Source organism: Amycolatopsis rhabdoformis (assembly GCF_035918295.1).
Classification (GTDB): Bacteria; Actinomycetota; Actinomycetes; order Mycobacteriales; family Pseudonocardiaceae; genus Amycolatopsis; species Amycolatopsis rhabdoformis.
On sequence record NZ_CP142149.1, the window covers coordinates 5,580,549 to 5,605,235 of the forward strand.

The window sequence follows — 24,687 nt, forward strand, 5'->3', positions numbered from 1 at the left end:
TTCACGACCACGGGATCGTCACCGGCCGCACCACCGCACCCACGGCGGGATCCGCGGGACCGTTAGCGCGGCTCCGCCCGAGCAGCCAAAGCCCGACCACGCTCCGACTCCGGAAACCTCGCCAGCATCGCCGTCAACTCCCCCGCTTCCACATTGGCCCCGAACGCCTCCGCACCCGGTTCCAGCCGCACCCCCTCAGCCAGCCCGCCCGCGTTCACCGGATCGAAGCCCAGCGCATCGACCACAGTGGACACCGCCTTCACCGCCACCGGGTCGTCGCCGGCGACGGCGATGGCCTTGCGGCCCGGGGTGCCGGCGGGGCGGGCCTCGTCTTCGAGGTCGTGGTAGCCCATGTGGTTGAAGGCTTTCACCACGCGCGCGCCGGGCAGGAAGCGTTGCACGGTCTCGCTCGTGGACACTTCGAGGTCGGCGCGGCGGCCGTCGACTTCCCACCAGTAGTTCATGGCGTCGATCACGAGCTTGCCGTCCAGCGAAGCCGCCGGAATGGACTGGTACTTGCCCAGGGGCAGCGCCAGGATCACGACGTCGGCCGAAGCGGCCTCGGCCGGGGCGACGGCGACCGCGCCCGGTGCGAGGACCTCCACGGTGAGCGCGATCTTCGCCGGCGCGCCCGAACCCGCCACGAGCACGCGGTAGCCGGCCGCCACCGCGAGGCGCGCGAGGACCGTGCCGACCTTGCCGGCGCCGAGGATGCCCAGCGTCTCGGTCATGTGCCCGCCGCCAGCAGGTCGCGGACCATCGGGATCACCTTCGTGCCGTACAGCTCCACCGCGTGCAGCCGCGCGCTCGCGGGCTGCGAGCCGCTCGAGTAGATGAGGTCGAACCGGCCGACGCCGAGGTCCTTCACCGCGCCGGCGATCTTGCGCGCGACCGTTTCCGGCGAGCCGATGTACATCGAGCCGTGCTCGATTTCATTGTCGTACTCCGCGCGTTGGATCGGCGGCCACCCGCGCAGGCGGCCGATGCGGTCGCGGATCACGCGGTAGCGCGGCCAGAACAGTTCGCGCGCTTCTTCGTCGGTGTCGGCGATGAAGCCGGGCGAGTGCATGCCGACCGGGTGCGCGGTGGTGCCGAACTCCGCGGCCGCGCGGCGATAGAGGTCCACGTACGGCGCGAAACGTTTCGCCGGCCCGCCGATGATCGCGAGCATCAGCGGCAGCCCGTAATGTGCGGTGCGGATCACCGACTGCGGCGACCCGCCGACGCCGACCCACGTCGTGAGCCGGCCCGACTCCGTCTTCGGGAACACCTCCGCCGCGTCGAGCGCCGGACGCAACGTTCCGCTCCACGTCACCGGCTTCTCGTCGAGCAACTTAACGAACAGATCGAGTTTCTCTTCGAACAACTGGTCATAGTCGGCGAGGTCGTAACCGAACAGCGGGAACGACTCCGTGAACGAACCGCGGCCGAGAATCACCTCCGCCCGTCCGCCGGACAGTGCGTCGACAGTCGCGAAGCGTTGGAAAACTCGCACGGGATCGTCGGAACTCAACACCGTCACCCCGGAGGAGAGGTGGATCCGCGACGTGCGCGTGGCGATGCCGGCCAGCACCGTCTCGGGAGTGGTGATCGAGTACTCGGGCCGGTGGTGCTCGCCGAGCGCGATCACGTCCACGCCGATCTCGTCGGCGAGCACGGCCTCGTCGACCACGTGCCGGATCGCGGCGGCGTAGGACATCGGGGTGCCGGAGTCGTCCTCGGGGACGTCACCGAAGGTGTCAAGGCCGAAAACCAGGTCAGACATGGGAAGGCGCCTTCGTGAGCAGTTCGCGGACCCGCGGCGCGACCTCGCGGCCGAACAGCTCGATCGACCGGGCTCGGGCTTCGCGGGGCAGGTTCATGATGTCGTACTTCAGGTCGAACCGGTTGAGGCGCAGGTCACGCGCCACGGTCGCGATCTTGCGCGCGACGGTGTCGGGCGAGCCGACGAACAGCGCGCCGCCGTCGATCTCCGCCAGGTAGCGGCGCCGGTCGGGTTTGTAGAAGCCGCGCTCGGCCGAGAGCTTCTCGACCACCGGCTGCCAGTACTCCCACCACGTCTCCACGGCTTCTTCGTCCGTGTCCGCGATGAGCCCGAGTGAATGTTGTCCGACGGGCAACACCGGTTGTTCGAATTGTGCCAACGCACGGTGGTAAAGCTCCACGTGCCCGGCGAACCGCTGCGGCCGGCCGCCGATGATCGCCAGCATCAGCGGAAGCCCGTACTTCGCCGCGCGCACCACGGAATCCGGGCTGCCGCCCACCCCGATCCACGTCGGGATCCCGCCCGGGCGCATCCGCGGGTGCAGCGTCTCGTTCACCAGCGGCGCGCGCACGGTGCCCGACCACGTCACGGACTCCTCGCGCTGCAAACGCATGAACAGGTCGAGTTTTTCTTCGAACAACCGCTCGTAGTCGGCGAGGTCGTAACCGAACAACGGGAACGACTCCGTCGCCGACGCGCGGCCCAGCACGATCTGCGCGCGGCCGTCGGACACGGCGTCCACCGTGGAGAAGTCGTGGTAGAGGCGCACCGGGTCGTTGGTGCTCAGGACCGTGACGGACGTGCCGAGCTTGATGCGCTCGGTCGCCGTCGCGACGGCCGCCAGCAACACGGGGGTCGCGCTGTCGTTGTGGCCTTCGCGGTAGTGCTCGCCGACGCTGAACACGTCGAGGCCGGCTTGTTCGGCGAGGCGGGCCTCGTCGACGAGCAGGCGGACGGTCTCCGCGTCGCTCAGGGTGCGTGGTCCGTCGGTGGCGACTTCACCGAAGGAGTTCAGCCCGAACTCGAAGCCGGGATTCTTCGTCATGGCACCAGGATGCGACGGCCGCGGGTCCGGCTGCCGCTCCCTGCCGTGGAGACCTTCAGTCATGGGCTTCGATGCGACTGGTGATCTTGTCCGCGGCCGTGCGCAGGGTGCGCAGCTCGGTTTCCGACAGCACGTCGTACACGAGCTCACGCACCCGCGCGACGTGGCCGGGCGCCGATTCGAGCAGGTGGGCGTAACCGGCGTCGGTGAGCACGGCGTGGGTGTAGCGGCCGTCCTCCGGGTCGGGCTCGCGGCGCAGGAACCCGCGCTTCTCCAGCCGGGTGATGAGGTGCGACAGCCGCGAGAGCTCGGCGTTGGTCAGGATCGCCAGCTCGCTGAGCCGCATGCGCCGGGCCGGCGCGTCCGAAAGCCCGGCCAGCACGTAGTACTCGACGTAGCTGAGCTGTGCGTTTTCGCGCAGCTGCTTCTCCAGCTCGGCCGGCAACAGGTGCAGCAGGTAGGTGAACGAGCGCCACGTCTGGAGCTCTTCGGAGTCGAGCCAGCGCGGAGCGGCCTGCCGGTGTGTCATGCGTCCCAGTCTAGCGCGTGACTTGAATGTTCAAGTCGCGGTGTTTACTTTTTGACATGAAGGTTCAAGTCATCACTTCGGAAGGAACCGGCTCGTGAGTGACCTCAGGATCGCCGTGATCGTCGGCAGCACCCGTCCCGGACGCAACGGCAAGCAGGTCGCCGACTGGGTGTTCGCCAAGGCCAAGGCGCGCACCGGCGCGGACTACGAACTCGTGGACCTCGCCGAGTTCCCCTTGCCCCACCTCGACGAGGCGCTGCCGCCCACCCTGGGCCAGTACGCCGGCGAGCACACCAAGGCGTGGGCCGCGAAGATCGATTCCTACGACGGCTTCGTGTTCGTGACGCCCGAGTACAACCACTCGACCTCGGCCGTCCTCAAGAACGCCATCGACTACCTCTACGCGGAGTGGAACGACAAGGCAGCGGCCTTCGTGTCGTACGGCTCACTCGGCGGCGCCCGCGCGATCGAACACCTGCGCGCGATCTGCAGCGAGCTCCAGATCGCGCACGTGCGCCAGCAGCTGTCGTTCTCCTTGTTCACGGACTTCGAGAACTTCGCGTCCTTCAACCCGGCCGCCCTGCACGACGACGCGGCCAACACGCTGTTCAACCAGCTGGAAGCGTGGTCAGGCGCACTGAAGACGCTGCGGGACTGACGTGGTCAGGTGGTCGCCGCGCCGGATCTCGGCCGGCGGGGCGACCACTGTCCACTGAGCACTCACCAGTGCCAGCCGACGTGGGGACCGTGGACATGGCAACCGCTGAGGCCGCAGTTCACACCAGGGCCGGACACGTACCCGTTGCCTGGCGGATCCACGTCGACACCGCCACCGGAGTCGGCCGGTGTCGAATCCTCCACTTCCAGCACGTCCGTGGGCAAGCTCGACCGAACGACCGCTCGTGTCGTCACCATTGCACGCACGGACGATCGCGAAGATGGTTCCAAAAAGGACGGCAAAGCCCCATCCAGCGGGAGAAAGTTTTGCCTCACACGGGAGCCAAGTTCGTTTCGTCCCAGAACAGACGTTCACCCGTTCAGTCCAACACCGGCCCGGCTCCGCCGGTGGTCACGTGGTTGGCAGCTGGGGTAACTCCAGGTTTACGCTCACGACCATGCGATTCGCCATCAAGACTTCTCCCCAGAACACTGTCTGGCAGGACATGCTCTCGGTCTGGCAGGCCGCCGACGACATCGAGCTGTTCGAGTCCGGCTGGACGTTCGACCACTTCTATCCCATTTTCTCCGATTCGACCGGCCCCTGCATGGAGGGCTGGGTCACGCTGACCGCGCTCGCGCAGGCGACCAAGCGGCTGCGCCTGGGCACGCTCGTGAGCGGCATGCACTACCGCCACCCCGCGCTGCTCGCGAACATGGCGGCGACGCTCGACATCATCTCCGGTGGGCGGCTGGAGATCGGGATCGGTGCCGGCTGGAACGAGGAAGAGTCCGGCGCGTACGGCATGGAGCTCGGCACGATCAAGGAACGCAGCGATCGCTTCGAGGAAGGCTGTGAAGTTCTTCTCAGCCTGATGACGCAGGAAACCACCACGTTCAAGGGCACGCACTACGAGCTCACGGACGCCCGCAACGAGCCGAAGGGCGTGCAGAAGCCGCACCCGCCCATCTGCATCGGCGGCAGTGGTGAAAAGCGCACCCTGCGCACCGCCGCGAAGTACGCCGACCACTGGAATTTCACCGGGGGCACGCCGGAGCAGTTCGCCCACAAGGTGGAGGTGCTGCACCGCCACTGCGCCGACATCGGCCGCGACCCGAGCGAGATCACGCTGTCCTCGCACGTGCGCCTCGAGCCGGACCTGGACTACGCCGCCGTCGCCAAGCAGGCGGAAGGGCTCGGCGAGGCCGGCCTCGACCTGGCGATCGTCTACTTGCCGCCGCCGCACACCCCCGCCGTGCTGGAGCCGCTCGCGAAGGCGCTCGAGCCGCTGCTGGGCTGACGTTTCCTACCAAGGGGCCGTGCGATGGTGAACACCGTCGCACGGCCTCGTGTTCGTCGCCGGACGACAACCGTCCGAACTCGACCGGCCACTGGTAAAATTCGGCCATGCCCGCGAGCGAAAACCCCCAGGTCTCACCCGAAGAACTCCGGAACCGAGCCCGGACCGTGATGGCCGACCTGGCGCGCGAAGGCAACACGAAAGAACTCGCGGACTTCCTCGACCACGGCCTGGACGTGAACTCACTCGACGAGTCCGGAAACTCACTTCTCATGCTCGCCGCTTACCACGGCCGTGGTGAAACTGTGTCATACCTGCTGGCGCACGGGGCCGACCCGGACATCTGCAACGCCCGCGACCAGTCGCCGATCGCCGGGGCGTTGTTCAAGGGTGAGACGGAGATCGTCGCCGCACTGAAGAAGGCCGGCGCGAACCTGGACGCCGGCACGCCGAGCGCCCGCGAAGCCGCGAAGATGTTCGGACAGACCCTCTGAAGCCACTCGCCGGCCACGGGCGCCGAGTCCACGAAGCCGGCGACAAGCCAGTCAGAAGCTCAGACACGGCAACCGAATCAGCTCCTCGACGTGAAGCCGCGAAGCCTGGCAAAAGCGAACTGCCCCGCCGCGGAACCCTACCGCGACGGGGCAGACCACAAAGGACTTACAGAGCGCCCAGGGCCTCGCAGGCCTTCTGCACACCCTCACCGTAGGCCGGGTCAGCCTGGGTGCAGTTGGCGATGTGCCGCTGCACGGTTTCCTTGCGGGCACCCTTGATCGCGCGCGCGGTGTTCTCGAACAGACGCTGCTGTTCCTCGGCGCTCAGCAGCCGGAACAGGTTGCCGGGCTGGGTGAAGTAGTCGTCGTCATCCTCGCGGAAGTTGAAGTGGTCCGCGGTGGACCCGATGGCCTGGGCGGGGTCCGCGTAGGACGGCTGCTCCTGCCAACGGCCGAAGTTGTTCGGCTCGACGCCGGGCACGCCACCCTGGTTGCCGTCGACGCGCATGGCGCCGTCACGGTGGTAAGTGTTCACCACTTTGGCGCCACGCGGGTAGTTGACCGGGATCTGGTGGTGGTTCACGCCCACCCGGTAACGCGCGGCGTCACCGTAGGAGAACAGCCGGCCCTGCAGCATCTTGTCCGGGCTGAACGAGATGCCGGGGATCAGGTTCGCCGGGGTGAAGGCGGCCTGCTCCACGTCCTGGAAGTAGTTGTCCGGGTTGCGGTTGAGTTCGAACTCGCCGACCTCGATCAGCGGGTAGTCCTTCTTGCTCCACACCTTCGTGAGGTCGAACGGGTGGAAGCGGTAACCCGCGGCGTCGGCCTCGGGCATGACCTGCACGAACAGCTTCCACTTCGGGAAGTCGCCGCGCTCGATGGCCTCGAACAGATCGCGCTGGTTCGACTCGCGGTCGGCGGCGATCACGGCGCCGGCTTCCTCGTCGGTGAGGTTCTCGATGCCCTGCTGGGTGCGGAAGTGGAACTTGACCCAGTTCCGCTCGCCGGCGGCGTTGATGAGGCTGTAGGTGTGCGAACCGAACCCGTGCATGTGGCGGAACGACTTCGGGATGCCGCGGTCGGTCATGATGATCGTGACCTGGTGCAGCGACTCGGGCAGGTTCGTCCAGTAACCCCAGTTGTTCTCCGGGTCACGCAAGTTGGTGCGCGGGTCACGCTTCACCGCGCGGTTGAGGTCCGGGAACTTCAGCGGGTCGCGGTGGAAGAACACCGGCGTGTTGTTGCCGACGACGTCCCAGTTGCCCTCTTCGGTGTAGAAGCGCAGCGCGAACCCGCGGATGTCGCGCTCGGCGTCGGCCGCACCGCGCTCGCCCGCGACGCTGGAGAAGCGCGCGAACATCTCGCACTCGTTGCCGACCTTCGCGAAGATCGCGGCCTTCGTGTACTGCGAAATGTCATGCGTGACGCGGAAAGTGCCCCACGCACCGGAGCCCTTCGCGTGCATGCGCCGCTCCGGGATCACCTCGCGGTCGAAGTGCGCGAGCTTCTCGATCAGCCACAGGTCCTGCAGCAGCACCGGACCGCGCGGGCCCGCGGTCACGCTGTTCTGGTTGTCCACGACGGGCGCACCTGCCGCGGTGGTCAGCGGTTTGGTGTTTTCCTCGAAAGCCACTTCTTCTCCTCCTGGTGGTGGACAGTCAGTTTTCCTGGCAGGAAGGGCAATAGCCCCAATACGTCACTTCGGCCTCGTCGACCACGAACCCGCCGGTGTCCGACGGCGCGAGACACGGCCGCTCCCCCACGACGCAGTCGACATCGGCGACCGCGCCACAGCCCCGGCACACCACGTGGTGGTGGTTGTCGCCCGTGCGCACCTCGAACCGCGCCGGCGACCCGGCCGGCTCGATGCGCCGCACCAGCCCGACCTCGCCCAACGCGGCGAGGATGTCGTACACCGCCTGCGTGGACACCGCGCCGAGCTCCGCGCGCACCTCCCGCGCCACCGCCTCGGCTTCGACGTGCGGCCGCTGCGCCACGGCACGCAACACGGCGGTCCGCTGCTTGGTGACTCGCAGTGAGACACTCCGCAGCTCCTCCGCGGGATCGGTGACCGGCATGAGGGCATCAGACCATGTTTTCTGGAACAAGTCCAGACTAGAGAGTGGACACGTTCAAGTGAAGAGCCGCGCACGCGCCAGGGATGCTCTGTGGTCTTTCCACCACCCTGAACAGCGCAAATACCGTTCCCGCGGCTGCCGACCCCCCGGGTCGACCGTCAGCCGTGATCGAATTTTCGCACCCAGTGAGATGGTAGTCACAACAGTTGATCATCGACCAACACTGAACGGGCGTTCTCGCCCACGAGTACCCAAAGTGATGATCCCGGCGACGCTCAGTGCCCCGCTACAAGCCAACCGCGAACGCGCCGCTGCCTCGGCTACGGCTACGGCTACGGCTACGGCTACGGCTACGGCTACGAAGAGTGCTCCCACGCCACCATTCGCCGTTCGGCGACTCCCAGCGCCCAGGCCAGAAAGGCCGCCGGAACCGAACCCCGGTGAGGATGGACCGCCACGGTCGCCTCGGTGAACGCGCATCCACGTGGCAGGGACACGACAAGAATGACCGCATCCTCCCGCCAGGTCGGATCGACGAAATTGAGAGTGCGCTCGGTCGCGGTGATCGTGTCGTCCTCGGTCAGCTCGATTTCGGTGCCGTTGAAGGTTTCCTTCGTCGTGCGCCGGGCTCGAGCCATTCGCGAACCGCCGGCCCGCACCGGACCGCGGTTCGACAACCGAGCCGGCCGGTCGATGCGCTCGGCGCCGTCGAGCACGTACGCGGGCAGCTTCGACCGGGCCGCCAACACCTCGATACCGAGAACCCGGCCGTCCGCCAGGAAATCGAAGTTGATCATGCCGCTCACCTCGACAGGGTCACACGGGTACATATACACGGACCTCGGCTCGACCGCCGGGTCCGTGAAATACACGTACGCCGCATCCGCTGCGGCGTCGTAGGTGACTTTCAGGTTCCCCACGGGGCCGCGTGTCCTTTCCCCAACATTGCGCGTGCGAAGTCCAACGCACCGCCGTCACGGTAGCGGGAGAACCTCCCAGCCGTGCAGGTAGAACGTCCGCTGTTCGGTGAACGTCTGCACCGACTCCGCGCCGCCGAGGCGGCCGGAGCCGGAAGCCGCGAGGCCGCCGAAGGGGACGTGGGGTTCGTCGCCCACGGAGGGGCCGTTGACGTGGACCGCGCCGGCGCGGAGGTGGCGCGCGAGGTGCCAGGCGCGGGACGGGTCGGTGGACACGACGGAGGCGATGAGGCCGTAGGCGCTGTCGTTGGCGGCCGCGACGAGGGCCGCGTCGTCCGGGTGGGGCTCGATGCTCACGACGGGCGCGAAGGCTTCTTCGGAGTGCAGCCGCGAAGCCGGGGTGACGCCGGTCAGCACGGTGGGCTTCGCATAGCGGCCGTCGGCGGAGCCGCCGGTGAGGACTCGGGCGCCGTGGGTCGAGGCGTCGGCGATCAGACCGGTGAAACGGGCCGCCGAGGCGTCGGTGATGAGCGGGCCGAGCGCGACGTCGTCGTGGCGCGGGTCGCCGACCGCAAGGGCCGAGGCGCGGGCGACCAGGCGTTCGATCAGCCCGTCGAGAAGAGACGCCGCCACCAGAACGCGGTCGGTCGCCATGCAGACCTGGCCGGAGTTGGCGAAAGCGGCGAACGCGATCTGGGTGGCCGCGACGTCGAGGTCGGCGTCGGACAGGACCAGCGTGGCGTTCTTGCCACCGAGCTCCAGCACGGCGGGCGTGAGCGCGTCACCGGCGACCGCGGCGATGGCGCGCCCGACCGGCGTCGAGCCGATGAACACGACCCGCCGGACCTCGGGTGCCGCGATCAGCGAAGCCACCAGATCTTTGCTGCGCGCGGGGTTGCAGGTCAGCACGTTCACGACACCCGCGGGCGCGCCCGCCCGCGTGAGCACGTCCGCCAACAGATGTCCGGCCGCGAACGGCGCCTGTTCACTCGGGCGCAGGATCACGGTGTTCCCGAGCGCCACCGCGATCGCGACCGACCGCGCGGCGAGCACCACCGGCGCGTTCCACGGCACGATCGCCAGCACCACCCCGGCGGCGGTCCGCAGGCTCAGGTTCGTACCCGACGGGTCCGCGGACGGCAGCACCGTGCCCTGCGCACTGCTCGCCAGCCCGGCGGCTTCGCGCAACGTCGCGGCCGCTTCGGTGATGTTCATTTCCGACCACGCCCGAACAGCACCGACTTCCAGCGCGAGCTCCGCGCGGAAGTCCGCCCCTTCGAGCAGGTCGGCTGCGCGCAAAAGCACAGCCCGGCGTTCGAGAAATGACACCCGCGACCACTCCGCGAACGCCCGCGTCGCCGCCGCGACCGCGAGCTCGCCGTCGGCCACGGAAGCGTCCGCGACGTCGGCGATGCGCGCACCGGTGACTGGTGACAAAGACACAAAGGTTGCGCGGTCTCGCGCAGGAACCTGGTTGCCGTCGATCAGCAGGTGGTGGATCTCGGACATGAAGTGACTCCCCGAACACGTCGCAGCAAGACCGGAAACAGGACAGCTCAGAACAACAGGATCGGCTTCACGACCGCGCCGGATTCGGCATCGGCAGCGGCGGCGTTGATGTCTTCGAACGCATAGGTCTTCTGGAACCTCTCCATCGGGAACTCGCCCCGCGTGTGGGCGGCGGCCAGCAGCGGCACGAACGTCTCCGGCTCACCGTCCCCGAGCGTCACGCCCACGATCGACCTCCCCGGCAGCATCCGGTTCACGTCGAACGACGCCCGCGAACCCGCCCGCGGCGCACCGATCAGCGCACACGTGCCCCCGACCGCCAAGCCGGCCACGAGCTGTTCGATCACCCCGACGTTGCCCGTGGTGTCCACCGCGAAATCGGCACCGTCGAGCGCGTCCGCCGAGGTGGCCACCGTCGTCGCCCCGAGCTCGCGAGCCAGCTCGAGCCGGCTCTCCACCCGGTCGACCACCACTATCTCCGGTGCCGGCGACATCCGCGCCGCCGCCATCACCGCCGCCAGCCCGACCGCGCCGGCGCCGGCCACGACCACGGTGGACCCGGGAGTCGGGCGCAGCACGTTGAGGATCGCGCCGGCCCCCGTCTGCAGCCCGCACCCGAGCGGCGCGAGCACCGGCAGGTCGGCCTCGGCGACGTGGTCGAGAACCACCAGGCTGCGTTCGTCCACGATCGCGTGCTGTGCGAAAGACGACTGCCCGAAGAAGTGCCCGCCGAGGTCCTCACCCTTGTGCCGGATCGTCGCCGAGCCGTCGGCCCGTCGGCCACCGAAGAGGTTGAGCGGAAGGTGGAATTCGCACAACGCCGGGTGCCCACCGCGGCAGTTGCGGCAGCGCCCGCACGACGTGAAGGTCATCAGCACCCGGTCACCGGGCTTCGCGCGAACGACCCGCGACCCGACTTCCTCGACCACCCCGACACCCTCGTGCCCCAGCACGCCCGGCAGCGGAAACGGCGTGACCCCCTTGGCCACGCTCAGGTCGGTGTGGCACATCCCCGCCGCCACCAGCCGCACGCGGACCTCGTCCGGCCGCGGCTCGTCGAGCTCGACGTCTTCGAGGGCGAACTCCCGCCCCTCCTGCCAGATCACGGCTGCGGTCGTCACGAGCGTGGTCCTTTCCGTCGAAGTCGAGTCGAACCAGCGCCTCCAGTGGCGCGCTGAATCCACCATAACGCAAGCAGTCCTATTTTGCAGGTCTTGACTCCTGAAATTCGAAACAGCTACTCTGGTCGGCACGTGCGACGCGGCACCGGGAAGGACACGGCCATGAGTGCAGCACCGACGACCAGGCCGGCGGCGTGGACGAGGTTCCGCCACGGCGACTTCGAGTGCACAGTGGTCAGCGACGGCGTGCTCGAAATGGGCCCCGCCCGCGAAAACTTCCCCGACGCCGACCCGGCCGAGGTCGACGCCCTCCTGCACCGCCACTACCTGCCCACGGAAAACGTACGGCTGCACCAGAACCTGCTCATCGTCGACACCGGCACGCAGCTCGTGCTGATCGACACGGGCGTCGGCCGCTCCCCCGACCTCGGCCGCGGCTTCTTCGGACCACAGACCGGCCAGGCCGTGAACAGCATGCGCGCCGCCGGGTTCGAGCCGGCCGACATCGACGTCGTCGCGATCACCCACGCGCACCCGGACCACTGCTGGGGCCTGATCGACGAGCACGACCAGCCGCTGTACCCCGACGCCACTGTGGTGGTGAGCGACGCGGACTTCACCCACTGGACGGATCTGTCCAAAGTCGACACCGCGCCCAACCAGCACCTGCGCGACCACTACATCGGCGCCCACCGCAACCTCCTCGCCTACGGTGACCGCGTGCACCGCGTCGGTGACGGCCACGAGGTCGCCCCGGGCATCACCGCGATGGCGACACCGGGCCACAGCCCGGGCCATCTCGTGTACCGCATCGAAAGCGCCGGCGAAACCATGCTGTGCTGGGGCGACCTCTGCCACCACTACGTGCTCCTCCTGCAACACCCCGAATGGCGCTTCCAGTTCGACCACGACGGCCCGGCCGCCACCGCCCAGCGCAACCGCGTGTACGACCTCGCCGAACGCCACCGCCACCGGGTTTTCGCCTACCACTTCCCCTTCCCCGGCCTGGGTCACCTCAAGCGCGACGGCGACGGGTACGCCTGGCTGCCCACCGACCTGGAGCTCGATCTGCCCGCGGGCTGACCACGAAAGGACCCCACCATGGCCACCGACCACGTGGACCTGCACGCCCACTACGTGCCCGAGTTCTACCGCGAAGCACTGATCGCGGCCGGCATCACGCAGCCCGACGGCATCAAGGCCATTCCCGAGTGGAGCGAGGACCTCGCACTGTCCACCATGGACCGGCTCGGCGTGCGGACCTCGATGCTGTCCATCTCCACCCCGGGTGTCCACTTCGGAGACGACGGCGAGGCCGCAGAGCTCGCCCGGCTCGTGAACGAGGAAGCCGTGCGGCTGCGGGAAAGCCATCCCGGACGGTTCGGGTTCTTCGCGAGCCTTCCGCTGCCGGACGTCGACGCGGCCGTGGCCGAGCTCAAGTACGCCCTCGACGTGCTGCACGCAGACGGCATCGTCCTCGAAACCAACAACGACGGCATCTACCTCGGCGACGAACGCCTCGAACCCGTGTACGCCGAGGCCGAAGCCCGCGGCACGGTCGTGTTCCTGCACCCCACCACGCCCGCCGCCGCCGAGCACCTCGCGCTCGGCTACCCGCGACCGATGCTGGAGTTCATGTTCGACTCCACGCGCGCGGTCACGCAGCTCATCCTGTGCGGCATGCTCGAGCGACACCCCGCGCTGCGCGTGATCGTGCCCCACGCCGGCGCCGCGCTGCCCGTGCTCGCCAACCGGATCGAGCTCCTCCTGCCGCTGCTCTGCCGGCCCGGTACGCCGATCCCCGACTTCCGCAAAGCGTTGCGCGCACTGCACTTCGACCTCGCCGGCGCCCCCGTGCCGGAGCTGCTGGGCGCACTGCTGTCGGTCGCGGACCCCGCACACCTGCACTACGGCAGCGATTTCCCGTTCACCCCGGCCGACGCGTGCGTGGGCCTCAATGAAAAACTCCTCGCCACGGACCAGCTCGATGGCGAGACGCGCCGCGGTGTCTTCGGCGGTAACGCCCACGCGCTGTTCCCCCGCCTGGCCCGATGACCACCGACGGCTCACCGTCGAGGGCGACGCCCGGTCGCCGGTCCGGAATGTCAGATATAGTTTCCCGCATGGCAGGACCAGCAGAGAAAACGAGCGCCTACCGGGAGCGCAACTCCACCGCCGACCGGGCTCTCGACATCCTCGGCATGTTCACCGACGCCGAGCCCGTGCTGTCGGGCAACGCCGTCGCCGGGAAGCTCGGCGTCGCGAAGTCGACGGCCTACCGCTACCTGCAGAGCCTCGTCACGAACCGGTTCCTCGAAGAGGCGCCCGGCGGGGGTTTCCGGCTGGGGCTCAAGGTCCTTGAACTCGCCCGGATCGCGCGCCGCACCTACGGTCTGTCCGAGGTCGCGGCGCCGGTGATGACCGAGCTCGCCGAAACCGTGCACGAAACCGTGCTGCTCACCCGCCGCAGCGGCAACCTCGTGGTCTGCCTCGACCGCGCCGAATCCCAGACGCACCGCGTGCGGATCTCGTACGAACGCGGCAGCACCCTGCCGCTCAACGCCGGCGCGTCCGCGCTGGCCCTGCTCGCGTGGAGCGACCGCGCCGAGGTGGAGAGCGTGCTGCGCGCCGCGCCGCTGCAGCGCTTCACCCCGGCCACGCTCACCGAGGTCGACGACGTGCTCGATCGCCTCGACCGCATCCGCGACGACGGCTACGCGAGCACCCGCGCCGAGGTGGACCCCGAGGTGCTCGGCATCGCCGCGCCGATCCGCGACGAGTCCGGCGCCGTCGCCGCGGCCATCAGCGTCGCGGCGCTGGCCACGCGCGTGGCCCCGAAGGCCGAACGCGAGATCGTGGACCAGGTGCTCGCCGCGGCCGCGAAAATCAGTGACGGGCTTCGCCTCACCACTCAGTGACCGCTTGTTTTCTCCCGGAAAGCACGAAAACCGCGGAGGCCGGGGATGGCGGCCTCCGCGGATTTCTGCCTTCGCTCAGCTTTCCGCGCGCACGCGGTTCACGAGCCGGCCGATTCCGTCGACCTCGACGGTGATCTCGTCACCGTCGGCCAGGAACAGCTGCGGTTCACGGCGGTAGCCGACGCCGCCGGGGGTGCCGGTGAGGATGAGGTCACCGGGCAGCAGGGTGGTGAACTCCGAGATCGTGGACACCAGCGTCGGGATGTCGAAGATCAGGTGCGAGGTGTCGGATTCCTGCAGCTTCTCCCCGCGCAGCAAGGTGCGCACGCCGGCCGCGGACACGTCGGCTTCGCCGGGCGTGACGAGGTAAGGCCCGAGCGGCGTGGACCGGTCCCACGCCTTGCCCTGCAACCACTGGTGGGTCTTGTACTGGTAGTCGCGCATCGTGATGTCGTTGGCCACGGTGTAGCCGAGCACGTGCTCGAGTGCGTCCTCCTTGGACACTCGCCGCGCCGTGCGGCCGATCACCACGGTGAGCTCGGCCTCGTAGTCCACCTGGTGCGATTCGGCGGGCAGCACGATGTCGTCGTCGGGACCGACGAGGCTGGACGCGAACTTCGTGAACAGCACGGGGTACTTCGGCAGTTCGCGGCCGGTTTCGCCCACGTGGGTCAGGTAGTTGAGGCCGACGCAGATGATCTTGTCGGGGTTCGGCACCACCGGGCAGAGCCGCACCTGGTTGAGCGCCACGGCTTCGTCGGGCAGCTCGGTGGCCGCGGCGAGCACGTCGGCCGGTGTCTCGAGGCCGAGCTCCGTGAGGCCGCGCAGCGGCACGAGCCGGTCGCCGTCCACGCGGCCGACGCGGCGGCGGCCGTCGAATTCGTAAGTGGCGTAGGACATGTCAGTTTCCTTCCGAGGTACGCCGCCAGCCGGCGAGCTGCCCGCCCCACAGGTTCACGCTCGCGGGAACCGGGTCCCAGCGGCGCGGCACGTAGGTGACGCGGTCGTCGTGGAACTTCTCCATCTCGGCCGAGAGCTCGATGTGGTTGCCGGCCGGGTCGTCGAAGAACACGAACAGGTTGTTGCCCGGACCGTGGCGACCGGGGCCCCAGGCCACCGGCACGTCCTCTTCGGTCAGCCGGTCGCACCACGCCTTGAAGTCCTCCCACTCGGCGAGGTCGTAGGAGTAGTGGTCGATGTCGCCGGAGCGGCCGGTGTTCACCACCGCCAGCGTGTGGTGGTCACGATCGCTGCGCAGCCAGGCGAACCGACCGTCGGCCAGCTGGTCGGAGATGCGGAAGCCGACCACGTCGACGTAGAACGCGGCCAGGCGCGCGACGTCGGTGGTCGCGAGGGTCACGTGCTGGTACTTGATGGGCCGGCGGCCGGTGTCGGCGGCGTGCTCGCCGGCGCGACGGACGGCCGTGTGCAGGTGCACGACGTTGCCGTCCGGGTCGCGGGTCACGAGCCCGGTCGCGTCACCCGTGGCTTCGTCCAAGTAGGACGGTTCGAGCTCACCGACCTCGTTCCCGTTCTCCCGCAGCCGCTTCTCGACGGCGGCGAGGTCGTCGCGGACCTCGAACGCGATGTGGTCGAGGCCCTGCTCCCCCGGCAGCAGGTCGAGGACGTGGTGCCCGCTGCCCCAGCCCAGGCGCGCGCCGCCGTCGGCGAGGTCGGCGTGGCGCACGAGGCCGAGCACGCGCTCGTAGAACTCGACGGCGGCGGCCACGTCGGGCACACGCAAGCCGATGTGCGAGGTGGCCGTGCGGCGGAGGGTGCCGGCGGCGCCGGCCTCGGTCAGCACGTGCCGAACGGGTGTCTGCATGGGACTTGCCTTTCGGGTCAGGGAGTGGACAGGGCGGGCTCGCGCCACGGCAGGCCGAGCGCGGAGAGGTCCGGGAGCTCGCCCGGCCGCCACGCGGCGGCGACGAACCGGTCGGGGCGCACGAGCAGCATCCGCCCGTGCCAGTCCTGGAACTCGCGGTCGAGGGAACCGTCGACGTCGACGAGGTAGGGACCGTCCGAACGCGACACCGGCAGGTGCTCGTCGACGGTCACGTACGCGCGCAACGGTGCCAACGTTTCGCGCAGGAACCGGGTTTCCTCGAGATCCTCCGTCGCGCCGACCGACAGCAGAGCCCAGCCGGTGCCGAGGACCTCGTCGAGCAGCCGGGTGCGGTGCGCACCCGTGTCGAACACGCGGGGCTGCCCGATCGGCCGGCCGGTTTCGCCGGGCGTGACCAGCCCGGCGCGGTAGCGCTGCACGGGCCGGTACCGCATGTGCTCGAAGTAGCTGCGGCCTTCCGGTGTGCCCAGGGCGGAGCGCACCAGCGCGTCGCGCCGCTCGGCGTATCGGCGGTCGGTGGTCATCACGATGCGGCCGAGCCGCTCCGACAGCCGCACGGTTTCCTCGACGTGGGGCCGGCGTTCGCGTTCGTAGCTGTCGAGGGCGTCCGGGGTGAGCCGGCCGGCGAGGACATCGGCGATCTTCCAGGTGAGGTTGGCGGCGTCGCGAATGCCGGAGTTGAGGCCCTGGCCCGCGAACGGCGGCATCATGTGCGCGGCGTCGCCGAGCAGGAACGCGCGGCCCACGCGCCAGGTGTCGGCGACCACCGCGTTGAAGCGGTAGCTCACCGCGCGCTCCACCTCGTCCGGGGTGATCGGCCGCAGCGGTTCGAGCAGCTTCCGGATCAGCTCGAACGGCGGCGTCACCCCGGCTTCGCCCTCACCGGGGTAGAGGTAGAACTCGTAGCGGCACCGGCCTTCGCGGCCCGGCACGATCACGTGCGGCCGCGCGGGATCGCCGTGGTGCATGCCGTAGCGCTCGGTGTGGCTGTCGCCGAGCACGTCGGCGACCAGCCACACGTCGTCGTGACTGCGCCCGGTCATGCCGATGCCCAGCAGCTCGCGCACGGTCGAGCGGCCGCCGTCGCAGCCGAGCAGGTAGCGCGCGTCGAGGCGCAACCCGTTGCCACACCGCAAGGTGACGCCGGTGGCGTGCTCCTCGAACGCTTCGAGCTCGGTTCCGAGGTGGACGTCCACTCGGGACTTCAGGTGCTCGAACAGCTCGCGTTCCAGCTCCGGCTGCGCGAAGGGGTTCTTGAACGGGAACCCCAGCCGGAACGGGATTTCCGCGCCCGCCTGGAACAGCGGCGCGCCGTCGCTGCCGTAGTACCGCGTGCCGGTGCCCGGCACGATGATGCGCTGGATCCGCTCCGCGAGGCCCGCGGTCGCGTAGACCCGGATCGCCTCGTCGTCGATGCTGATCGCCTTGGGTTCGTCGCTGGTCGACGCGTTGCGCTCGACCACCGCGACCCGGAGCCCGCGCGCCGCGAGCAGCGCGGCGGCCGTCATGCCGACCGGCCCCGCGCCGATCACCGCCACGTCGACGGTTTTCGTTTCGACGTCCACGAGCCCTCCTGTCGTCCGGGTACGGACTCACGATAGAAGGTTCGTGTCCTGAATTCAAGGACTGTATTTTTGAAATTCAGGACTCGTCTTCGCCGTCGGCCTCCAGCATCGCGATCCGGACCGCCTCCCCGAGACACACCACGGCTTCCGACGGGCGGCCGGGCAGGCGCGCGAGCAGGACGCGCCTGCGCTCGGACGGCCCGCCGCGGACGGGCAGGATGCGCACGCCGGGCGGCAACACCGAGGTCAGAGCCGTGGGCGCGGTCGTGATGCCGCAGCCGGCGGCCACGAGGTGCAGCTTGGCGAGCCAGTCGCGCGCGGTGTGGGCGATGTCGGGGCGCTCGTCGAGGCCGGGCCACACGCCCATCACGTGCTCGGTGCGCGAGCCCGCGATCCACCGCTGGCCCGCCAGGTCGGCGACGTCGATGAACTCGCCGCGCGCGAGGGGGTGGCTCGTCGGCACGGCGACGCACAGGCTGCGTTCGGCCAGCGTCTGCACGTGGAGCGCGGGAGTTTCGCTGTCCGGCGGGCGAAACGGTGGGGCCGAGGCGATCAGCGCCAGGTCGAGGGTGCCCGCGCGCAGGGCACGGACCAGGGCGGGGGTGCTGCCTTCGCGGGTGGCCACGGTGATGCCGGGGTGCGACTGGCGCAGCCGCGCCAGCGCGCGCGGCACGACCGCGGCGCCGGCGCTGGCGAACCAGCCGAACCGCACGGTGCCGTGGCCGTCGGGCAGGCCGGCGAGGTCGCGGGCCGCGGCGTCTACCTGCTCGACGACGGTGGTGGCGCGGCGCACGACCAGCCGGCCGGCCGCGGTGAGCCGCACGCCGTCGTGGCGGCGTTCGACGAGCGGGGCGCCGGCGGCGCGCTCGAGCGACGCGATCTGCCGCGAGACGGCGGACTGCGTGTAGCCGAGGGCGGCGGCCGCGGCGGTGAACGAACCCCGCTCGGCCACCTCCCGGAACACCCGCAGTGCGGTGAGGGACGCGTCGGTGAAGGCCATGAAGGTTACGCATACCAGACTTGCCGAACCGTCGCTGGTGACATGGTCGTCGGCTGCTTAGCGTGGAAACATGACTTTGATCGAGACTCCTTTCGGTTTCGCGAGCACCGCGGCGGAGGTCGCCCGGGGCGTCGACTTGCGCGGGCGGCGGGCGGTAGTGACCGGGGCATCGTCCGGGATCGGTGTGGAGACCGCGCGAGCGCTGGCCTCGACCGGTGCCGAGGTGACCCTGGCCGTGCGCGACGTCGGCGCCGGCGAGCGCACCGCAAAAGACATCACTGCGAGCACCGGCAACACCGCGGTGCGCGTCGCGGAGCTGGACCTCACTGCTCCGGCGTCGATCGCGGCTTTCGCGTCCACTTGGGACGGTCCGCTGCACCTACTGGTGGCCAACGCCGGCGTGATGGCGAGCCCCGAGCAGTACACCGAGCAGGGGTGGGAGTGGCAGTTCGCGACGAACCACGTCGGGCACTTCCTGCTGGCCGACGGGCTGCGCGGTGCGCTCGCGGCTGACGGCGCGGCGCGGATCGTGGTGGTGAGCTCGAGTGGGCACCAGCTTTCGCCGGTGGTGTTCGACGACGTGAACTTCGCCTTCCGCCGGTACGACCCGTGGCTCGCGTACGGACAGTCCAAAACGGCCAACGTGCTGTTCGCGGTGGAGGCGACACGGCGCTGGGCCCGTGACGGGATCACGGCGAACGCGGTGATGCCGGGCGGCATCTTCACCAACCTGCAGCGGCACACGAGCGGGCGAGGCAGCGGGACCGTGCCACCGGAGCTGATGAAAACCGTCGAGCAGGGTGCGGCGACCTCGGTGCTGGTCGCCACGTCGCCGCTGGTCGAAGGCCTCGGCGGCCGGTACTTCGTGGACTGCGCCGAGACGCCGACCATCGACCGGCGCGGGCAGGCACCCCAGCTGCACGGGGTGGCGCGGTACGCCCTCGATCCCGACGGTGCGGCGCGGCTGTGGGACTACACGGAACGGCTGGTGGCGACAGCCGGGTGAGGATCCGCGAGCGATCGTGGGCCGGACCCCGGACGTTCGTCGAGGAACATTCCGTGTTCGTCCGCGGACATGCTGTCACAGGATCGTGACGGTCCGGTCGACGTCCACGCACACCGCGTGATCATTCTGGGCGGGTTCCGTGATCCCAGGCGAGAGGGAACCCGTTGAAATTCCGAAGTGTGGCGGCCGTTGTGGTGGCCGCGTTGTCCGTGGCCGCGTTGGGTGTTGCTCCGGCAACAGCGATTGTGGGCGGAGCACCAGCTCCGCGTGCGTATCCGTTCACCGGGTCGCTGAACCGGCCGGCCGACTCGCCGCGGCCCGACGGGCACGTGTGCGGGGTGACGCTGGTCGCGCCGCAGTGGGTGGCGACGGCTTCGCATTGCGCGCGCAACGACCTCGAGACGCAGGTCGGCTACCCGCACGACTGGTCGGTGCGACTGGGTTCGGTGAGCGCGACGTCCGGGGGCGAGGTGATTCCGGTGGAGAAGTTCGTGCGCCGTTCGAACGGCACCCTGCCCAACATCTTCGGCAAGGACATCGCGCTGCTGAAGCTCGCGCGGCCGGCGAAGGCCGCGCCGATCAAGATCAGCGCGAAAGCGCCGGCCGTGGGCACCGCCGCGCGCATCCTGGGCTGGGGCATGACGTGCAACCAATCGGCGCCGCAGTGCTACCCCGACCACCTGCGCGAGGCCGACACCGCGGTGCAACCGACCTCGACGTGTGTGGTTTCGCTCAGCGACCTGTGCATCGGCGCACTCGACGGCAAGATCGGGCCGACCAACATGGATTCCGGTGGCCCCGCGCTCGTGAAGGAAGGCAACGCGTGGACGCTGGCCGGCGTAGTGAGCGGCGGTGACAGCAACGGGCCGGGCATCTACACGAACGTGCCCGCGTATGCCGACTGGGTGCGCGCGACCATCGCGGAACGCCACCCGACCGTCGAGGGCGCCGTGAACCTCGGTTCCTGCGCCGGCTCGCTGGTCCGCAAGGCCGACAGCCGCCCCGACGACCCGGCGCTGCTGCTCACCAACGGCCACTGCATCGCCGGCGACCACCCCGCCGTCGGCTCGGCCGTGACCGACCGTGCCGAGGCCCGCGACCTCGCGGTGCTGTCGGCCTCCGGCGCCGTCAAGACGGCCCTGCACACCACGAAACTCCTGTACGCCACCATGACCGGCACCGACGTCGCCCTGTACCAGGTGGACAAGACCTACGCGCAGCTCGCCGGCGCCGGCGCGAAGGTCTTCGAACTCGCCACGCGCGAACCCCAGCAGGCCGACCAGATCGACGTGCTCAGCGGCACGCACCGGAAGGCCTGGGCCTGCGCCGTGGCCAACATCGTCCCGGAACTGCGCGAGGGTGGCTACACCCAGCACCAGGCCATTCAGTACAGCGAAGACTGCGTCCCCGGCAGCGGTGACTCGGGTTCCCCCGTGCTCGATCCGCGCACCGGGCAGGTCGTGGGGATCCACAACACGTCCAACGGCCTGGGCGGGGTGTGCACGGTGGACAACCCGTGTGAGGTGGATCAGGACGGGAAGGTGACTGTCCATATGGGACGGTCATATGGGCAGCAGACGGCCGGGATCCCGGCTTGCCTGGGTGCGGGGTCGACGGTGGACCTTTCGTTGGCCGGGTGTGGGTTGACGAAGCCGAAGGCTTGACGATTCGCGGTGGCCCGGGTCTTTCGCGCGACCCGGGCCACCGCACATCGCGGACAGGTCCGAGGCGGCTCAGGATCCCCCGAATACGCTAAAGGCCCCACAATCCCTGATTAAAGGGATGATTCGGATGATCACGAGTGGATCTCCGAGACCGGGATATCCCCGAAGATCGGGCAGGATTCGGGGCATGTTTTTGCCCAGAAGACTGATCGCCGTCGCCTTTGTGGCGGCGGCTGCCGCAGGGTGTTCGGCCACCGCGGCGAACGGACCCGTTGTCGCGCCGAGCACGGTGAGTGCGGCGGCCACGACGAAGGCGAACACGAAGACCAGTGCCCCGCCGTCGACGGTGTCGACGTTCGTGCCGGCGGCTTCGCCGGCGAAGCTGAGCGCGGCGTGTCCGTTCATGGACACCGCGGAGTACAAGCGGGCGTTCCTCGACAACCACGAGTTGGTCACGAGCGAGGAACCTCCGGACGAGGACGGTGGCCTCACGTTCTACAGCTGCGACTACATCATGACGAGCAGCCACCAGACCTCCTCGGGCACGTTGACCGTCCTCGCTTCGCCGGGCGAAACCTCCGTGAAGACTTCCCTCAAGCAATCGGCCGAAGCCTGCTCCGACAAACCGAAGTACCTCAGCGACAACGCCTTCTACTGCAGCGTCACCCAGGGCTACGTCACGAACACCTTCCTCGTGGTCACCACGATCAGCCGTGGTCAGCTGCGGGTCGCGATGGTGACGGCGGGACCGCCGCCTGACCTCGCACACCCGGACGGCTACGCCACCCTCGCGAAGATCCTGGCGGACCGGCTGTGACGAGTCAGCGCACCCGGTGGTCCGGGAGACTCGTCGCCGTCGTCTTCGTGGTGGCAGGCGCCGCAGGGTGTTCGGAAGGGGCGACGGGCACTGGCGAGGTGACGGGACCCGGGCCGGCCGGGAAGCCGGCGCCCGTCGCGAGTCCCGCCACCAGCGCGGCGGCGCCGTCCACGGCGTTCGTGCCCGCGAAGTCGCCCGCGCGGCTGGGTGCGGCGTGTCCGTTCCTGGACGCCGCGGAGATCGCGCGAGCGTTCGGCGACGACAACGGCTACGCCAGCAGTGAAGATCCGCCGGACACCGAGGGCGACATCACGTCGTACACGTGCGAATACCGTCGTGCGGACGACCAGGACTACGAGTGGGCCGAGCTCACGGTGATCGCCGCGCCGGGGCATCCGTCGCGCAAGACGGCGCTGCAGGTGTCCACACAGGATTGTTCGGACAAGCCGCAGGCGCTGAGCGAGGCCGCCGTCTACTGTGGAAACTCCGACCACGGCACCGACATCACGGTGGCCAAGTCGAGCCACGGCGAGATGCGCGTGGCCCTGCTGACGCTGACCCTGGCCTCCACCGACACGTTTCGCGAGGGCTACACCACGCTGGCGAGCACCATCGCCGAGCGGTTGTGATCACCGCAGCGCCGGGGCCAGGGACACGAGGTGCTCGATGCCCACGCCGAACTCCGTGCCGATCGGGGACAGCAGGGTGACGTGGTCGGCGCCGGCGTCGAGGTGGGCCTGCACCGCGGCGGCGACGGTGTCCGGGCTGCCGAAGGCGACCAGGGCGCGCACGAGGTCGTCGTCGAGTTCGGTGCCGTAGCCGAGATCCGCGAGGGTGGTGCGGAACGCGGCGCGGCCGAGCCAGGTCGAGACGGTCTGGCGGGCCGTCTCGGCCGAGTCGGCGATCGACTGGGCCACCACCAGGAGCTTGTCCGGCCCGAGCACCCGGCGGGCGAACGCCGTGTGCTCGGGCGGAAGGCCGGCGGGCAGGGCTCCATCGGCGTGGGCGGCCGCGAGGGAGAGCATCTTGGGGCCGTTGGCGCCCAGGATGACCGGGTACGGCGCGTCCGGTGCCGGCGGCTGGGTTTCCGCCGCCAGACCGTCCAGGTAGGACCGCATGGTGGCCAGCGGTGTCCCGAAAGGACGGTCCACACTCGACGCCTGCTGCGGGTAGCCGACGCCCAGGCCGAGGGTGAAGCGCGCGGGAAAGGCTTGCGCCAGGAAGGCCGCGGCGGCATGCGCGGTCTGCGGCGCCCGAGCCCAGATGTTGGCGACGCACGTGCCGAACGCCAGCGTCTCGGTGGCGCCGAGCAGCACGGCGAGCTGGGCCAGGGCGTCTTTGCCGATGACCTCGTTGGTCCACGCCGCGTGGTAGCCGGCGCGTTCGAGGCGGCGCACGGCCGTGCGCTGGTCGTCCGCCGACGGGGTGCTCGTGAAGGTCACCGGCAGGCAGACGCCGACCGGACCGGCTGCGAACTCCGCCATCAGCGGGCGAAGTAGTGGCCGGCGTCCAAATCGGACAGCAGACCGGGGTGGGTGGGCCGCCAGTCCAGCAAGTCCTGCGTGCGGGCGCTCGAAGCCGGCATGTCCGCGGCGAAGATCGGGCCCAGCCACCCGAAGTGCTCGGCGGCGCGCTCGACCGAGATCGACTCGACCGGCAGGCCGAGGTGCTTGCCGATGCGTTCGGCGATCTCGCGCACCGGGATGCCCTCGTCGCCGACGGCGTGCAGCCGGGTACCGGCCGGGGCGTGGTCGAGGGCCAGGCGGTAGAGGCGCGCGGCGTCGAGGCCGTGGACGGCGGGCCAGGCGTTGGCGCCGTCACCCGGGTAGGCCGAGACGCCGTGCCGGCGGGCGGTTTCGATGAGCACCGGGACGAAGCCGTGGCGATCCTCGTCGCTGTGGACCGAGCGGGGCAGGCGCACGACGGAGCCGCGGACTCCGCGCGTGGCCAGCGAAACCACGATCTCCTCGGCGGCGAAGCGGCCGCCGGCGCGGGAGCCGGCTTCGGGCACGGTGTCCTCCGTGGCGAGGCCTTCGGAGGCGGTGGGGGTGCCCGAGCTGATCACGAACGGACGGCCGGTGCCGGCCAGGGCCTCGCCGAGGGTCTCCACCGCGAGGCGATCGGTGTCGACCGAGCGGGCGAAGTCGCTGAAGTCGTGGACGAACGCGGTGTGGATCACGCCGTCGGCCGCGGCGGCGCCGGTGCGCAGGCTGTCGAGGTCTTCGAGGGTGCCGCGGTGGACGTCGGCGCCGAGGGCGGTGAGCTTGGCGGCGGAGGCGTCCGAGCGGGCGAGACCCAACACCTGGTGTCCGGATTCAACCAACTCGCGCACGACCGCCGTGCCGATGAACCCGCTCGCGCCGGTGACGAAAACACGCATGATGGTGGTCCTCCAACAAGGGATGTTCTGGTTCTTTCAGCCTGCCGCCGGCACCCGCGCTTGGGCCAATGAAAC

The 24,687-nt window shown here is 69.6% G+C and carries 26 protein-coding genes; 10 read left to right on the forward strand and 16 right to left on the reverse strand.

Annotated elements, in window-relative coordinates; all coding sequences use genetic code 11:
• Window positions 1-62: 62 nt before the first annotated feature.
• Genes VSH64_RS25675 through VSH64_RS25690 form a run of 4 tightly spaced genes read right to left on the reverse strand, consistent with a single transcriptional unit; the run spans window position 63 to window position 3,339 of the window.
• Window positions 63-731 (reverse strand): NADPH-dependent F420 reductase, encoded by a 669-nt coding sequence (locus tag VSH64_RS25675; protein ID WP_326565235.1) that lies wholly within the window; start codon window positions 729-731, stop codon window positions 63-65.
• On the reverse strand, window positions 728-1,765 hold the full coding sequence (locus tag VSH64_RS25680) for an LLM class flavin-dependent oxidoreductase (RefSeq protein ID WP_326565236.1): 1,038 nt from the start codon (window positions 1,763-1,765) through the stop codon (window positions 728-730). Before VSH64_RS25680 ends, VSH64_RS25675 begins: the two co-directional genes overlap by 4 nt.
• The gene (locus VSH64_RS25685) at window positions 1,758-2,810 is read right to left on the reverse strand and encodes an LLM class flavin-dependent oxidoreductase (protein WP_326565237.1); all 1,053 of its coding nucleotides are present in this window, start codon (window positions 2,808-2,810) and stop codon (window positions 1,758-1,760) included. Before VSH64_RS25685 ends, VSH64_RS25680 begins: the two co-directional genes overlap by 8 nt.
• Window positions 2,811-2,865: 55 nt before the next feature.
• Window positions 2,866-3,339, reverse strand: coding sequence for a MarR family winged helix-turn-helix transcriptional regulator (locus VSH64_RS25690; RefSeq protein WP_326565238.1), 474 nt, complete (start codon window positions 3,337-3,339; stop codon window positions 2,866-2,868).
• A gap of 94 nt (window positions 3,340-3,433) precedes the next feature.
• Between VSH64_RS25690 and VSH64_RS25695 the strand changes: the two genes are divergently transcribed.
• The 3 genes from VSH64_RS25695 to VSH64_RS25705 all read left to right on the forward strand — a co-directional run bounded on the left by VSH64_RS25695 (window position 3,434) and on the right by VSH64_RS25705 (window position 5,791).
• Entirely contained in the window at window positions 3,434-3,997 is a 564-nt protein-coding gene (locus VSH64_RS25695; RefSeq protein WP_326565239.1) for an NADPH-dependent FMN reductase, read from the forward strand.
• Window positions 3,998-4,454: 457 nt separating this feature from the next.
• On the forward strand, window positions 4,455-5,297 hold the full coding sequence (locus tag VSH64_RS25700; protein ID WP_326565240.1) for an LLM class F420-dependent oxidoreductase: 843 nt from the start codon (window positions 4,455-4,457) through the stop codon (window positions 5,295-5,297).
• 170 nt (window positions 5,298-5,467) lie between these two features.
• A complete protein-coding gene (locus tag VSH64_RS25705; protein WP_407655689.1) occupies window positions 5,468-5,791 on the forward strand; it encodes an ankyrin repeat domain-containing protein in 324 nt (107 codons plus the stop codon).
• A 166-nt stretch (window positions 5,792-5,957) separates the two neighbouring features.
• On the opposite strand, the gene VSH64_RS25710 is transcribed toward VSH64_RS25705, so the two are convergent.
• From VSH64_RS25710 to VSH64_RS25730, 5 genes are all read right to left on the reverse strand, one after another.
• Window positions 5,958-7,424 carry a catalase gene (locus VSH64_RS25710; RefSeq protein ID WP_326565242.1) on the reverse strand — a complete coding sequence of 489 codons (1,467 nt, stop codon included), beginning with the start codon at window positions 7,422-7,424 and terminating at the stop codon, window positions 5,958-5,960.
• 25 nt (window positions 7,425-7,449) lie between these two features.
• On the reverse strand, window positions 7,450-7,869 hold the full coding sequence (locus tag VSH64_RS25715; RefSeq protein ID WP_326565243.1) for a Fur family transcriptional regulator: 420 nt from the start codon (window positions 7,867-7,869) through the stop codon (window positions 7,450-7,452).
• 356 nt (window positions 7,870-8,225) lie between these two features.
• A complete protein-coding gene (locus VSH64_RS25720) occupies window positions 8,226-8,789 on the reverse strand; it encodes a DUF2283 domain-containing protein (RefSeq protein ID WP_326565244.1) in 564 nt (187 codons plus the stop codon).
• 54 nt (window positions 8,790-8,843) lie between these two features.
• Window positions 8,844-10,295, reverse strand: a complete 1,452-nt coding sequence (locus VSH64_RS25725) for an aldehyde dehydrogenase family protein (RefSeq protein WP_326565245.1) — start codon at window positions 10,293-10,295, stop codon at window positions 8,844-8,846.
• A gap of 47 nt (window positions 10,296-10,342) precedes the next feature.
• Complete coding sequence (locus VSH64_RS25730) at window positions 10,343-11,416, reverse strand: NAD(P)-dependent alcohol dehydrogenase (RefSeq protein ID WP_326565246.1); 1,074 nt, start codon at window positions 11,414-11,416, stop codon at window positions 10,343-10,345.
• 162 nt (window positions 11,417-11,578) lie between these two features.
• Between VSH64_RS25730 and VSH64_RS25735 the strand changes: the two genes are divergently transcribed.
• From VSH64_RS25735 to VSH64_RS25745, 3 genes are all read left to right on the forward strand, one after another.
• Complete coding sequence (locus VSH64_RS25735; protein WP_326565247.1) at window positions 11,579-12,499, forward strand: MBL fold metallo-hydrolase; 921 nt, start codon at window positions 11,579-11,581, stop codon at window positions 12,497-12,499.
• 18 nt (window positions 12,500-12,517) lie between these two features.
• Entirely contained in the window at window positions 12,518-13,471 is a 954-nt protein-coding gene (locus VSH64_RS25740) for an amidohydrolase family protein (protein ID WP_326565248.1), read from the forward strand.
• 68 nt (window positions 13,472-13,539) lie between these two features.
• A complete protein-coding gene (locus tag VSH64_RS25745) occupies window positions 13,540-14,334 on the forward strand; it encodes an IclR family transcriptional regulator (RefSeq protein ID WP_326565249.1) in 795 nt (264 codons plus the stop codon).
• A gap of 75 nt (window positions 14,335-14,409) precedes the next feature.
• Here the strand turns inward: VSH64_RS25745 and VSH64_RS25750 are convergent, their stop codons facing one another.
• From VSH64_RS25750 to VSH64_RS25765, 4 genes are all read right to left on the reverse strand, one after another.
• Complete coding sequence (locus tag VSH64_RS25750) at window positions 14,410-15,234, reverse strand: fumarylacetoacetate hydrolase family protein (RefSeq protein WP_326565250.1); 825 nt, start codon at window positions 15,232-15,234, stop codon at window positions 14,410-14,412.
• 1 nt (window position 15,235) lies between these two features.
• On the reverse strand, window positions 15,236-16,159 hold the full coding sequence (locus VSH64_RS25755) for a VOC family protein (protein WP_326565251.1): 924 nt from the start codon (window positions 16,157-16,159) through the stop codon (window positions 15,236-15,238).
• Between the two features lie 17 nt (window positions 16,160-16,176).
• The gene (locus VSH64_RS25760) at window positions 16,177-17,745 is read right to left on the reverse strand and encodes an FAD-dependent oxidoreductase (protein ID WP_326565252.1); all 1,569 of its coding nucleotides are present in this window, start codon (window positions 17,743-17,745) and stop codon (window positions 16,177-16,179) included.
• A gap of 76 nt (window positions 17,746-17,821) precedes the next feature.
• Window positions 17,822-18,745 (reverse strand): LysR family transcriptional regulator, encoded by a 924-nt coding sequence (locus VSH64_RS25765; protein ID WP_326565253.1) that lies wholly within the window; start codon window positions 18,743-18,745, stop codon window positions 17,822-17,824.
• Between the two features lie 70 nt (window positions 18,746-18,815).
• On the opposite strand from VSH64_RS25765, the gene VSH64_RS25770 reads away from it, so the two are divergent.
• Both VSH64_RS25770 and VSH64_RS25775 read left to right on the forward strand, forming a co-directional pair.
• Window positions 18,816-19,751: an SDR family NAD(P)-dependent oxidoreductase gene (locus VSH64_RS25770; protein WP_326565254.1), complete on the forward strand. Its 936-nt coding sequence runs from the start codon at window positions 18,816-18,818 to the stop codon at window positions 19,749-19,751.
• Between the two features lie 179 nt (window positions 19,752-19,930).
• Window positions 19,931-21,415 (forward strand): trypsin-like serine protease, encoded by a 1,485-nt coding sequence (locus tag VSH64_RS25775; RefSeq protein WP_326565255.1) that lies wholly within the window; start codon window positions 19,931-19,933, stop codon window positions 21,413-21,415.
• Between the two features lie 69 nt (window positions 21,416-21,484).
• Here the strand turns inward: VSH64_RS25775 and VSH64_RS25780 are convergent, their stop codons facing one another.
• A complete protein-coding gene (locus VSH64_RS25780; protein WP_326565256.1) occupies window positions 21,485-21,820 on the reverse strand; it encodes a hypothetical protein in 336 nt (111 codons plus the stop codon).
• Here VSH64_RS25780 and VSH64_RS25785 point away from each other — a divergent pair.
• Both VSH64_RS25785 and VSH64_RS25790 read left to right on the forward strand, forming a co-directional pair.
• Window positions 21,819-22,232, forward strand: a complete 414-nt coding sequence (locus tag VSH64_RS25785; protein WP_326565257.1) for a hypothetical protein — start codon at window positions 21,819-21,821, stop codon at window positions 22,230-22,232. The genes VSH64_RS25780 and VSH64_RS25785 overlap by 2 nt on opposite strands.
• 98 nt (window positions 22,233-22,330) lie before the next feature.
• Window positions 22,331-22,861, forward strand: coding sequence for a hypothetical protein (locus VSH64_RS25790; RefSeq protein ID WP_326565258.1), 531 nt, complete (start codon window positions 22,331-22,333; stop codon window positions 22,859-22,861).
• Here VSH64_RS25790 and VSH64_RS25795 read toward each other — a convergent pair whose 3' ends face one another.
• Together VSH64_RS25795 and VSH64_RS25800 are read right to left on the reverse strand one after the other, a co-directional pair.
• Window positions 22,862-23,716, reverse strand: coding sequence for an LLM class flavin-dependent oxidoreductase (locus VSH64_RS25795; protein WP_326565259.1), 855 nt, complete (start codon window positions 23,714-23,716; stop codon window positions 22,862-22,864).
• Window positions 23,716-24,612: an SDR family oxidoreductase gene (locus tag VSH64_RS25800; RefSeq protein ID WP_326565260.1), complete on the reverse strand. Its 897-nt coding sequence runs from the start codon at window positions 24,610-24,612 to the stop codon at window positions 23,716-23,718. Before VSH64_RS25800 ends, VSH64_RS25795 begins: the two co-directional genes overlap by 1 nt.
• Between the last annotated feature and the right edge of the window lie 75 nt (window positions 24,613-24,687).

What these genes read in the sequence shown, in the direction of transcription:
- VSH64_RS25680 (WP_326565236.1), bottom strand. Translation starts at nt 1,765, where the DNA reads ATGTCTGACCTGGTTTTCGGCCTTGACACCTTCGGTGACGTCCCCGAG.
- VSH64_RS25770 (WP_326565254.1), top strand. Translation starts at nt 18,816, where the DNA reads ATGACTTTGATCGAGACTCCTTTCGGTTTCGCGAGCACCGCGGCGGAG.
- VSH64_RS25780 (WP_326565256.1), bottom strand. Translation starts at nt 21,820, where the DNA reads ATGAACGGACACGCCGCGCTCAGCTTCGCCGGCGAAGCCGCCGGCACG.
- VSH64_RS25715 (WP_326565243.1), bottom strand. Translation starts at nt 7,869, where the DNA reads ATGCCGGTCACCGATCCCGCGGAGGAGCTGCGGAGTGTCTCACTGCGA.
- VSH64_RS25750 (WP_326565250.1), bottom strand. Translation starts at nt 15,234, where the DNA reads ATGTCCTACGCCACTTACGAATTCGACGGCCGCCGCCGCGTCGGCCGC.
- VSH64_RS25700 (WP_326565240.1), top strand. Translation starts at nt 4,455, where the DNA reads ATGCGATTCGCCATCAAGACTTCTCCCCAGAACACTGTCTGGCAGGAC.
- VSH64_RS25675 (WP_326565235.1), bottom strand. Translation starts at nt 731, where the DNA reads ATGACCGAGACGCTGGGCATCCTCGGCGCCGGCAAGGTCGGCACGGTC.
- VSH64_RS25795 (WP_326565259.1), bottom strand. Translation starts at nt 23,716, where the DNA reads ATGGCGGAGTTCGCAGCCGGTCCGGTCGGCGTCTGCCTGCCGGTGACC.
- VSH64_RS25685 (WP_326565237.1), bottom strand. Translation starts at nt 2,810, where the DNA reads ATGACGAAGAATCCCGGCTTCGAGTTCGGGCTGAACTCCTTCGGTGAA.
- VSH64_RS25785 (WP_326565257.1), top strand. Translation starts at nt 21,819, where the DNA reads ATGGACACCGCGGAGTACAAGCGGGCGTTCCTCGACAACCACGAGTTG.
- VSH64_RS25705 (WP_407655689.1), top strand. Translation starts at nt 5,468, where the DNA reads ATGGCCGACCTGGCGCGCGAAGGCAACACGAAAGAACTCGCGGACTTC.
- VSH64_RS25740 (WP_326565248.1), top strand. Translation starts at nt 12,518, where the DNA reads ATGGCCACCGACCACGTGGACCTGCACGCCCACTACGTGCCCGAGTTC.
- VSH64_RS25765 (WP_326565253.1), bottom strand. Translation starts at nt 18,745, where the DNA reads ATGGCCTTCACCGACGCGTCCCTCACCGCACTGCGGGTGTTCCGGGAG.
- VSH64_RS25725 (WP_326565245.1), bottom strand. Translation starts at nt 10,295, where the DNA reads ATGTCCGAGATCCACCACCTGCTGATCGACGGCAACCAGGTTCCTGCG.
- VSH64_RS25690 (WP_326565238.1), bottom strand. Translation starts at nt 3,339, where the DNA reads ATGACACACCGGCAGGCCGCTCCGCGCTGGCTCGACTCCGAAGAGCTC.
- VSH64_RS25735 (WP_326565247.1), top strand. Translation starts at nt 11,579, where the DNA reads ATGAGTGCAGCACCGACGACCAGGCCGGCGGCGTGGACGAGGTTCCGC.
- VSH64_RS25755 (WP_326565251.1), bottom strand. Translation starts at nt 16,159, where the DNA reads ATGCAGACACCCGTTCGGCACGTGCTGACCGAGGCCGGCGCCGCCGGC.
- VSH64_RS25800 (WP_326565260.1), bottom strand. Translation starts at nt 24,612, where the DNA reads ATGCGTGTTTTCGTCACCGGCGCGAGCGGGTTCATCGGCACGGCGGTC.
- VSH64_RS25745 (WP_326565249.1), top strand. Translation starts at nt 13,540, where the DNA reads ATGGCAGGACCAGCAGAGAAAACGAGCGCCTACCGGGAGCGCAACTCC.